This is a genomic window from uncultured Eudoraea sp., from assembly GCF_947260015.1.
Classification (GTDB): Bacteria; Bacteroidota; Bacteroidia; order Flavobacteriales; family Flavobacteriaceae; genus Eudoraea.
The window spans coordinates 1-10752 of the sequence record NZ_CAMYOM010000048.1 but is presented as its reverse complement, the minus strand read 5'-3'; the positions used below and the strand labels follow the sequence as shown (position 1 = coordinate 10752).

Sequence of the window (10752 nt, the reverse complement as noted above, 5' to 3'; positions counted from 1 at the left end):
ACCATTGAAAACACTCGAAATATGAGTCCCGTATTAAAGGAAATGGAGGACAATGGTGAAATAAAAATAGTTGGAGCGATGTATGATATCAACAACGGAAAAGTTACGTTTTTGTAAACTATGCTCTAAATGTTAAAGGAAAGCCAATGTGTATGCATTGGCTTCTTTTATTACTAAAAAATACTATCTTTTCTCTTTATAACAAACTAATCGACCCATCATTATGAAAACCCTGTTCTCAAATTTCAAAGGAGACTTTTTTGGCGGATTAACCGCAGGAATTGTAGCCTTGCCTTTGGCATTGGCTTTTGGGGTTTCATCAGGTTTGGGCCCAAGTGCCGGATTGTACGGTGCTATATTTATAAGTTTTTTTGCCGCTCTTTTTGGAGGTACAAATACTCAGATTTCAGGGCCAACAGCCCCTATGACTGCTGTGAGCATGGTTGTCATAGCCAGTATCATTGCTATCTACGACGGTAGTGTTGAAAAGGCCTTGCCCGCTATTTTAGCTGTGTTCCTGTTGGCAGGACTCTTTCAAATTGGATTGGGAATCCTTGGAATAGGAAAATATATAAGATATATACCTTATCCTGTTGTATCTGGTTTTATGACGGCTATTGGAGCAATAATTATCATTACGCAAATTCTTCCAGCCATTGGTTATTACCCGAAAGAAGATTCGGAATTTGTAAATCAGTTTATTCCGCAAGCGGAAGAGTTGATTCTTGAGAATATTTTACGGGAGGAAGCGGGAGAGGGTATTCTGGTTCTTGAAGATTTCGAAGAAACCATCAACAGATCAGGAGAAATTACTGAAAATGCGATATTAGATGAAGCAAGAACACTTGCTTCCACGGAAGCTTCAGGGGTTCTAGGGGCTATTAAAGTACTTTCCAAAGCTATAAATAATATTAATTGGCTTGAACTTATTCTTGCCGTGGCCACCATTCTTATTATATATGGATTTAGAAAAATTACTAAAATCATTCCAAGCACACTTGTGGCCCTGATAGTCGTATCCGGAATTGCCTACGGATTTGATTTGGATTACAGGACTATAGAAAAAATACCGGAGGGATTTCCAATGCCAAAATTGGAGATTTTTACCAAATTTAAACTTAACGCTATTACTCCCTACATTTTTACGGCTCTTACACTTGCCTTATTAGGCGCCATTGATTCTCTTCTGACTTCTGTTGTTGCTGATAATATGACTAAAACCAAACATAACCCTAACAAAGAACTGGTAGGACAGGGCATTGGTAATAGTATTGCCGCAATTTTTGGAGGTCTGCCAGGTGCAGGCGCAACTATCCGAACCGTAGTAAACATTAATTCCGGAGGGAAAACAAAATTATCCGGAATGCTTGCCGGTATAATTTTATTAATGATCTTACTATTAATTGGTCCTGTTGCTTCACAAATACCTGCCGCCGTTCTTGCAGGGATTTTGATCACCGTGGGAGTAAGTGTAATGGATTATAAAGGATTACGGGCAATTCCAAGCTTGCCAAAAGATATCAAATTAGGCCCCATACCACTTAGTTCTGAAGTTCTGGTAATGTTGGTTGTTTTGGTGCTTTCAACATTTTGGAACCTCGTATATGCTGTTGGTATAGGCCTGATTATAGCATCTTTAATGTTCATGAAAAAAATGGGAGACCTTACCGCTCAACGGTCAGATGTTAAACCTTTACTTAAGGAAAAATCCTGGGCGGATGAGAAGAACTTTCCCGAAAACCTAAAACAGGATGTTTTTATTAAACATCTAAAGGGCCCGCTTTTTTTCGGAACTACAAGTGATTTTCAGCGGCTAGCAGAGCAAATTCCCAAAACAGCTAGGATAGTTATCTTACGGCTTGGTCGGATGCAATATATGGACCAATCTGGTCTCTATGCTATGGAGGAAGTACTACAGGAATTGATAAAGAATAAAATCACGCCGTATTTTGTAAATGTTTTGGACCAGCCAAAATATATGATGGAACGGATAGATATTATTCCAGACCTTGTTCCCAGAGAACATATTTTTAAAAAGTTTGATGAATGTGTTAAATGTATTGAGCAATTGGATATAGTTGACAAGACAATGAAAGATGGTTTTATCATAAATATGCCCCCTAAATAGATATTTGTTATAAATTTGCTTTTTCTTTTGCCTTTTGCCATGTTTAGAAGGCTTATTTATTAAAAATGGGAATGATAGACCTGCTAAAAAAACACCTTGCCGAAGTAAATGACTTCTCTTCAGATAATGCTCAGGAAATTGAGGCTTTCCGAATTCAATACCTCGGTAAAAAAGGTCTGTTGAATCATTTCTTTTCTGAATTCAAAAATATCCCTGCAGAAGAGAAAAAAGAATTTGGTCAAACAATAAACGAACTTAAAAGTAAAGCTTCTGAAAAGGTAAATACCCTTAAAAAAGCCATCGAACTTGGAAGCCAGGAAAAAAGAATCTATAATGATCTTACAAGGCCTTCCGAGCCAATGGAACTTGGGGTTCGCCACCCAATTTCAATAGTTAAAAACCAAATCATAGATATCTTTTCCAGAATAGGTTTTAATGTTTCTGAGGGGCCTGAAATAGAAGATGACTGGCATAATTTTACCGCTTTAAACTTGCCGGAACACCATCCCGCCAGAGATATGCAGGACACCTTTTTTATTCAAACTAATCCCGACGTGCTCTTGCGTACCCATACGTCTTCTGTCCAAGTGCGGTATATGGAAAACAATAAACCGCCCATCCGAACTATCTCCCCGGGCAGAGTGTATAGAAATGAGGCAATTTCGGCCAGGTCGCATTGTTTTTTTCATCAGGTAGAAGGACTATATATCGATAAGAAAGTATCATTTGCAGATCTAAAGCAAACACTGCAGTTTTTTACAACAGAGCTTTTTGGTAAGTCGAAAATCAGGCTTCGGCCATCTTATTTCCCATTTACAGAGCCTAGTGCCGAAGTTGATGTCTATTGGGGATTGGAAACAGAAACGGACTACAAAATGACTAAAGGAACAGGTTGGTTGGAAATAATGGGATGCGGAATGGTAGACCCGAATGTATTGGATAACTGCGGTATAGATAGTAAAACCTATTCAGGTTTTGCTTTTGGAATGGGTATAGATCGCATCACATTACTACTTCATCAAATTTCAGATATCCGCTTGCTCAGTGAAAATGACGTTAGATTCCTGGAACAATTTAAAAGTGCTTTTTAAATTAAATTCTGTTTAATAACTTTCATATCACACTTTCCATTCTTTATAAGGGCATTTGCTTAATTGAGAATTGTAATATTTGATATCCCCTGTCACTTCTAATCCTACCCAGGAAGGCACTTCAATATTATCATCTTCTTTTTCTATTTCAATTTCTGCTATCACCAACCCTTTGTTTGAGCCAAGAAACTCATCTACTTCAATTATATGGGCGCCTATTCTTATATAGTACCGGATTTTTTCCAGAATTTCTTTTTCGCATAGCTCTAAAAGCAGCTTAGCTTCATGGATTGGTATCTTTTTTTCCCATTCAAATCTGGTAGTGCCTGCGGTGTTAGATCTACCTTTTACAGTCAAAAATGCTTTGTCACCTGCTATTCTTATTCGCACTACTCTATCAGGATGTGAATTTAAAAATCCTTGAACAATATGTGACTTTGAAAATGCTAAGGACCTATAATCACTTGAATTCACCAGATACTTTCTTTCTATTTCTATCATATTCGTTCAAACTTAAGCCAAAGATGAGGATGCTCTTAGTTTTCCATTGCTCCCAACTTTACGATTTCATCAGAAGGAATTTTTACTCTTTCATATGGATTATTTGCCAGCCATACCATACAACGGGCAATTGTTTGAGGATGTATTGATCTGTATTTCCTAAATGGCCCTGTCAAAATATTATTAAAAACAATAAATGCTTTCTTTGCAAGCCATTCACCAGGCCTTTTCTCCTCCCTATATCCTGCAATAAGTGATGGTTGTAAAATATGAGTTTTAGGAATTCCCATGGAAACTACTACATTTTCCATTTGCCCCTTTAATTTATTATAAAAAACCTTGCTTTCAGCGCTTGCCCCTAATGCCGAGATTACAACAAATGTTCCTATTCTGTTCTTTTTACATAATTCTGCAGCGTTAAGAGGAATGCCGTAATCAATTTTTTTGTAAAGGTCTATATCAGGGGTTTTAGCCTTGGTGGTGCCTATACAGCAAAAAACTTCATCTGCCAGAAAATCACTTACGTGATCGGATAATTTCAGCAAGTCGATCAGGTGCTCCTGTAGCTTGTCATGCTTTATTCCTACCGTTTTCCTTGAAAATAATTTTATTTTCTTATACCTATTGTCTTTTAGAAGCATCTGCAATAAAAGACTCCCTGTTAAGCCGGTAGCACCTAATATAATTGCTGTTTTTTGTGTCATTTCAATTAGACTAAATATACCTTAAATTTGAATATGCGCAATGAATTCTCCATACGAAAAATAATACATATAGATATGGATGCATTTTACGCCTCAGTTGAACAATTAGATAATCCCGAACTTAAGGGAAAGCCTGTCGCAGTTGGTGGTAGTGAAAAAAGAGGGGTTGTATCTGCTGCAAGTTACGAGGCTCGAAAATTTGGGGTGAAAAGCGCCATGAGCGGTTATCTCGCAAGGCAAAATTGTCCGCATATTATATTTGTAAAACCACGATTTCATAGATACAAAGAAGTATCACAACAAATTCGGGAAATCTTCCTGGATTATACAGATATGGTGGAGCCTCTTTCTTTAGATGAGGCTTATCTGGATGTTACCATGAATAAAAAAGGAAACCCTTCAGCCACTTTAATTGCGAAGGAAATAAGGCAACGAATTTTTAACGAATTGAGATTAACCGCTTCGGCCGGGATTTCTATTAACAAATTTGTGGCCAAAATAGCAAGCGATTATAACAAACCCAATGGACAAAAAACAGTCAATCCCGAGGAAGTACTTCAATTCCTGGAAGATTTAGAAATAAGAAAGTTCTACGGGGTTGGTAAAGTTACTGCTGATAAGATGTATAAACTGGGTGTTTTCACTGGTAAAGATTTGAAAAGCAAATCCCTGCAATTTTTGGAAGATCATTTCGGAAAGAGTGGAACTCATTATTACCATGTCGTAAGAGGTATCCATAATAGCGCTGTTAAGGCTGATCGTATTCCCAAATCCGTAGGCGCCGAACGAACTTTTAGCGAAAATCTCAGCAGTGAGATTTTCTTGTTAGAAAGATTAGGTCTGATTGCGCAGGAACTGGAAGGCAGGTTAAAGAAATCTGAAATAGCGGGTAAAACAATTACCTTAAAAATAAAATATAGTGATTTTAGCCTCCAAACACGAAGTAAAACTTTGCCCAATTTTGTAGCAGATAAAGATCTAATATTAGAGACTGCCAGGGAATTATTATATCAGGAAAAACTAGAAAACTCAGTGCGCTTATTAGGTATTTCCCTGGCGAATTTGAATACCGATATCAGGGAAGCGTATAAAATAAAAGATGTTGTAACAGTTCAACTTGAGTTTGATTTCTAATTAAAAATCTTGTTCACTCCGGTTTATTTTGTCGAAAAACCTCCTTTAATAGAAAATGCTTATTCAACTATTAGCGGTCCAATCGATAGAAAATAATTATTTTTTTGTTTATAGTTGAGAACTAAAAACAGCCCTGTTTACTGCAATTATTAAACAAAACTGTTAATAAGCTATGCAAATTTTACCACTTAAATATCTTTTAGTAGTATTGATAAAAATTGCTGTGAGAAAGAAATTTTTTAAGTCCGTTTTTTGGTTTAAGATATTTCAACACCACATTCAAAGTTTTAATAGTTTTCAAAGGAATTAGAATCAATGAAGGAATTATTAAATTACGATAAGGCTGCGTCCAATTTCTATATGCATAATAAACCAAAAGTCCTGCCCATTTTATCGTGGGATCTTTCTGGATCTTTTTTTGATAAAACCTGTAAGGATTTAGATGATCTTAGATTTCTAAAAAACCTTGCTCAAAGTAACCGCTGGTCATACAGGAATACTTTCAATGAGGAACTCATGGATAAAGAAGAGGTCATACTTGTAACCGACCCTGAATTAAAAATTGTATATGCCACGAATAATGTTTTTAAAATGAACGGTTATACCTTAAATGAGATAAAGGGTAAAAATCCGAAAATTTTTCAGGGCGAAGAAACCAGCAGTAAAATTACCGCAACCATTACCAAGGCGATTAAAAACATGGAGCCTTTTGAAGCTATCGTAATTAATTACAGAAAAGATGGCTCTACTTATAACTGTTGGATTAAAGGAGAACCCATTTTCAATAAAAAGGGAAAGATTGTAAACTTTATTGCTTTCGAGCGAGAAGTGGCTTAAGAAATTCTAATTGATTATTCTGAATATACATCTAGAAGGTACATGTTTCGATTTCGGTAACCCTTAGTGTATTCACCATTCCCTTGCTCTTTATTGGCATTGCAGCCAAACTTATAAGCATATCACCAACATCTAAAAAACCCTTTTTACATGCAATGCTATTTACATCTTCGATGGTCTCGTCTGTTGAAACAAACTTATCATAGTAAAATGTTTTAACGCCCCAAAGTAGATTTAGCTGTGTTAATATTCGTCTGTTTGAGGTAAATACCAATATATGAGCACTTGGTCTCCATGCTGAAATTTGGAATGCAGTATAGCCACTATTAGTAAGTGTAGATATGGCTTTTGCATTAATTTCATTCGCCATTATAGCTGCATGATAACAAACAGATTTTGTAATATACCTTTTTGTCCGAATATGGGGTGGTTCCTGAGGAACGCGAATTAATTCAGATCCTTCAACACTATTCAGGATACTCGCCATTTTTTGTATAACCTCAACCGGATAATTTCCTACAGAAGTCTCCCCAGAAAGCATTACCGCATCTGCCCCATCCATTACGGAATTTGCCACATCATTAACCTCAGCCCTTGTTGGAGTAAGAGTAGTAATCATGGTTTCCATCATTTGAGTGGCTATAATTACCGGAATTCTGGCTTTTTTAGCTCTTAGCACCAATTTCTTTTGGATTAGTGGAACTTCCTGAGCGGGAACTTCCACACCAAGGTCTCCTCGTGCAACCATAATCCCATCACAATAAGAAACAATTTTATCAATATTTTTTACTGCTTCCGGTTTTTCAATCTTTGCAATAATTGGAATCTTGTGTTTAGAATTTTCCCTTATTAAATTTTGAAGATCGATAAGGTCCTGACTAAATCTTACAAAAGACAAGGCAATCCAATCTACTTCGAGAGATATTGCGAATATGGCATCTTCAATATCTTTTTCAGTAAGAGCAGGTAAGCTTATGTTGGTATTTGGAAGGTTTACTCCTTTCTTCGATTTCAATGGCCCTCCCTGTATTACTTTCGCCTTTACTTCATTCTCCCTATTCGTGGTAAGGACTTCAAACATTAGTTTTCCGTCGTCGAGCAAAATATGTTCCCCCGGGTTTACATCTTTTGGAAAACTCGAATAATTCATATATACTTTTTCGGCATTTCCTTCGAATGGTTCCCCTGTTACAAAAGTAATCTCGTCTTCTGGTGTGACTATAACTTCGCCGCCCATTACCCCAACTCTTAATTTCGGACCTTGTAAATCTGCAAGAATGGCTGTATACATTCCCAATTCCTCGTTAAGTGAGCGAATCATTTCGACGCGATCGGTAACATCTTCATAATCTGCATGGGAAAAATTAATCCTAAAGACATCCACTCCGGATACTATCATCTCCTTTAGGACTTCTCTTTTACTCGTTGCCGGCCCCAAAGTAGCTACAATTTTTGTCTTTTTTGTATTAGGCATACTACTATATAATTAAATTTTGCTTGGATTTTAGTTTATTGGTTTCAATTTGGTATGCTGTAATTATCTTGGGTATTTCAAGAATAGAATCCAGCATAGCACTATCTATTTCATCTTCTTCCTGCTCAATTTTTAATAAATAATCAACATCCTTGTATTCAGGTATTAAGTGATAAACAGTAGAAGATGTTTCATTGCTAAAAAGATCATCAAATTCCAAATATTCATCTTTAATACTAGTATTTACAATCAAAGTCCAATTCCTATCATTAAGTTCATCTTTCCATTCATAAACAGGAAAGGAGGTTTCATTTGAGATATCCAGGTCTGTCTTAGATCTTTTTAAACTGGTCTTAAGTGCCATATTTAAGGCATAGGCTAAAGAATAATCTTCCAAACCACTATGTAATGCAATGAGCACAAAATTTTCTTCACAAAAATCATCAGAAAATTTATGCAATGTGATCATTTCTTTGAGTAAACTGTAAATATAAGATTATTATATCTGTATCCTCCCCATTTTATCCTGCAGTGCAAAAAATGCTCTTTTAGATGCCTTTTCCTCAGCTTTCTTTTTTGAAGTAGCCCTTGCCTTAGCCATTACTCTGTCATCTATTGAAAGTTTAACCGCAAAATGCTTTAGAGGGTCCTTACCAGTATCCTCATATACTTTGTAATTGAATTCCTTTTTCTGCTTTTGGCACCATTCAATCACCAGGCTTTTATAACTTATTACTTTTCCTTCCAATTGTTCAATGTCTACATAAGGATCTATTACGCGATCGTTAATAAACTTATCGCAATATTTATAACCCTTGTCTAAATAAATTGCACCTACCAGAGCTTCAAAAACATTGCCATGAATATTATCGCCAAAATGTGATTTGGGGATTCTACTTTCTACATATGATATGAGATTTAAATCTTTACCCAATTCATTTAAATGTTTTCTGCTCACTATTTTAGAGCGCATTTTGGTTAAGTATCCTTCATCCCCATTAGGAACTTCATTATATAAGTATCGGGAAATAATAGTCCCTAACATAGAATCGCCAAGAAATTCAAGTCTCTCATAATTCAATGGCAGGCCATTTTTATCTTTTATATTCGCGGACCTGTGAAGAAAGGCCTTTTTATAAATACTTAATTTCTTGGGTTTAAACCCTAATATATTTGAAATCCCTAAAAAAAAATCCCCATCCTCTTTAGGATGGGAATTAAATATATTTGAGGGAAAATTCATCTTGCTTTTTAGCTATATTTCTTGAATACCACACACGCATTGTGCCCGCCAAAACCAAAAGTGTTACTCATTGCCACATTAACTTCCCTTTTCTGGGCCTTGTTTAGCGTTAAATTTAATTTTGGATCTATATTTTCGTCTATTACAGAATGATTTATAGTTGGTGGAACCAAGCTATGTTTCATTGCTAAGATTGAAGCTATTGCTTCAATCGCACCAGCAGCACCCAATAAATGTCCTGTCATTGATTTAGTAGAATTAATATTTATGTTCGCAGCATGATCACCAAAAACCCGACTAATTGCTTTTAGTTCAGCAACATCGCCCAATGGCGTGGCCGTTCCGTGTGTATTAATGGCATCAATATCTTCTGGCCTAAGATTCGCATCGTGTAAACAATTCTCCATTACCCTTACAACACCCGTACCTTCCGGATTTGGAGCGGTCATGTGATATGCGTCACTCGATAGTCCACCTCCAACTAATTCTGCATATATTTTGGCTCCTCTCGCTTTTGCATGTTCCAATTCCTCCAGAATTAGTGCCCCGGCACCTTCTCCAAGTACAAAACCATCTCTGGTTGCATCAAAGGGTCTAGAAGCTGTTTCCGGGCTATCGTTACGTGTAGACAAAGCATGCATAGCATTAAAACCACCCATCCCTGCAATCGCTACTGCTGCCTCACTTCCTCCCGAGACAACAACATCACAATAACCCAATCTAATATAATTTAATGCATCAATCATAGCGTTGGCACCAGAGGCACATGCAGATACTGTGGTATAATTAGGCCCCATAAAACCATGTTTAATGGAGATATTACCCGGGGCAATGTCTGCAATCATTTTAGGAATAAAAAAAGGATTGAACCTTGGTGTTCCGTCACCGGCCGCGAAATTTAGAACCTCATTTTGAAAGGTTTCCAAGCCTCCAATTCCAGCGCCCCAGATAACCCCTACTCTAAATTTATCTATTTTTTCCAGATCTAATCCTGAATCTATAATAGCTTCATCTGAAGAAATCAGGGCATATTGAGCAAACTTATCTAATTTTCGAGCCTCCTTTCTATCAAAGTAGTTTTGTGAATCAAAGTTTTTTAACTCACAGGCAAATTTAGTTTTGAATTTTTCTGTATCGAAATAGGTAATAGGTGCTGAGCCGCTTTTGCCCTCCACTAAACCTTTCCAGTATTCTTCAATGTTATTGCCAATAGGTGTTAAAGCACCAAGTCCAGTAACCACAACTCTTTTTAATTGCATTTAACCAAATTTTAAATTGAAGACTAACCTAAGTGTAAATTAAAAAAAATTATCCATGCAGCACGATTACCGCATGGATAATTATAAATCTTTATTAAGAACTCATAAATTTACTTGGCTTCTTCTATATAACTGATAGCTTGGCCAACTGTTGCGATGTTTTCTGCTTGGTCGTCAGGGATTTGAATATCAAATTCCTTTTCAAATTCCATTATCAACTCAACAGTATCCAATGAATCTGCCCCTAAATCGTTGGTAAAGCTAGCTTCGGCTACGACTTCGTTCTCATCAACTCCTAATTTATCAACGATGATAGCTTTTACTCTTGATGCAATGTCTGACATAATAATTTTGGTTTTAAAAATTTAAATCGTTGGCAAA

At 36.4% G+C, this 10752-nt stretch carries 11 protein-coding genes and 1 pseudogene; 5 read left to right on the top strand and 7 right to left on the bottom strand.

Annotated features, from left to right (window positions below; translation table 11 throughout):
- The 3 genes and pseudogenes from Q0X66_RS14385 to pheS form a co-directional block, all read left to right on the top strand.
- Window positions 1-117: pseudogene (locus tag Q0X66_RS14385) on the top strand (carbonic anhydrase); the annotation flags it as partial.
- Between the two features lie 106 nt (window positions 118-223).
- Window positions 224-2128 carry a SulP family inorganic anion transporter gene (locus Q0X66_RS14380; protein ID WP_297707576.1) on the top strand — a complete coding sequence of 635 codons (1905 nt, stop codon included), beginning with the start codon at window positions 224-226 and terminating at the stop codon, window positions 2126-2128.
- A gap of 71 nt (window positions 2129-2199) precedes the next feature.
- Window positions 2200-3219 (top strand): phenylalanine--tRNA ligase subunit alpha, encoded by a 1020-nt coding sequence (gene pheS, locus Q0X66_RS14375; RefSeq protein ID WP_297707575.1) that lies wholly within the window; start codon window positions 2200-2202, stop codon window positions 3217-3219.
- A 27-nt stretch (window positions 3220-3246) separates the two neighbouring features.
- Here the strand turns inward: pheS and Q0X66_RS14370 are convergent, their stop codons facing one another.
- On the bottom strand, window positions 3247-3720 hold the full coding sequence (locus Q0X66_RS14370) for a CYTH domain-containing protein (RefSeq protein WP_297707573.1): 474 nt from the start codon (window positions 3718-3720) through the stop codon (window positions 3247-3249).
- Between the two features lie 35 nt (window positions 3721-3755).
- Complete coding sequence (locus tag Q0X66_RS14365) at window positions 3756-4424, bottom strand: NAD(P)H-binding protein (RefSeq protein ID WP_297707571.1); 669 nt, start codon at window positions 4422-4424, stop codon at window positions 3756-3758.
- A gap of 33 nt (window positions 4425-4457) precedes the next feature.
- Between Q0X66_RS14365 and dinB the strand changes: the two genes are divergently transcribed.
- Both dinB and Q0X66_RS14355 read left to right on the top strand, forming a co-directional pair.
- Entirely contained in the window at window positions 4458-5558 is a 1101-nt protein-coding gene (gene dinB, locus Q0X66_RS14360; protein ID WP_297707569.1) for a DNA polymerase IV, read from the top strand.
- A gap of 315 nt (window positions 5559-5873) precedes the next feature.
- On the top strand, window positions 5874-6395 hold the full coding sequence (locus Q0X66_RS14355; RefSeq protein ID WP_297707567.1) for a PAS domain-containing protein: 522 nt from the start codon (window positions 5874-5876) through the stop codon (window positions 6393-6395).
- 31 nt (window positions 6396-6426) lie between these two features.
- Here Q0X66_RS14355 and pyk read toward each other — a convergent pair whose 3' ends face one another.
- The 5 genes from pyk to Q0X66_RS14330 form a co-directional block, all read right to left on the bottom strand.
- The gene (pyk, locus tag Q0X66_RS14350) at window positions 6427-7869 is read right to left on the bottom strand and encodes a pyruvate kinase (protein WP_297707565.1); all 1443 of its coding nucleotides are present in this window, start codon (window positions 7867-7869) and stop codon (window positions 6427-6429) included.
- 4 nt (window positions 7870-7873) lie between these two features.
- Complete coding sequence (locus Q0X66_RS14345; protein WP_297707564.1) at window positions 7874-8338, bottom strand: IPExxxVDY family protein; 465 nt, start codon at window positions 8336-8338, stop codon at window positions 7874-7876.
- A gap of 30 nt (window positions 8339-8368) precedes the next feature.
- Window positions 8369-9112, bottom strand: a complete 744-nt coding sequence (rnc, locus tag Q0X66_RS14340; RefSeq protein WP_297707563.1) for a ribonuclease III — start codon at window positions 9110-9112, stop codon at window positions 8369-8371.
- Window positions 9113-9120: 8 nt separating this feature from the next.
- A complete protein-coding gene (fabF, locus tag Q0X66_RS14335; RefSeq protein WP_297707562.1) occupies window positions 9121-10371 on the bottom strand; it encodes a beta-ketoacyl-ACP synthase II in 1251 nt (416 codons plus the stop codon).
- Between the two features lie 110 nt (window positions 10372-10481).
- On the bottom strand, window positions 10482-10715 hold the full coding sequence (locus Q0X66_RS14330; protein ID WP_009778413.1) for an acyl carrier protein: 234 nt from the start codon (window positions 10713-10715) through the stop codon (window positions 10482-10484).
- Window positions 10716-10752: the final 37 nt, after the last annotated feature.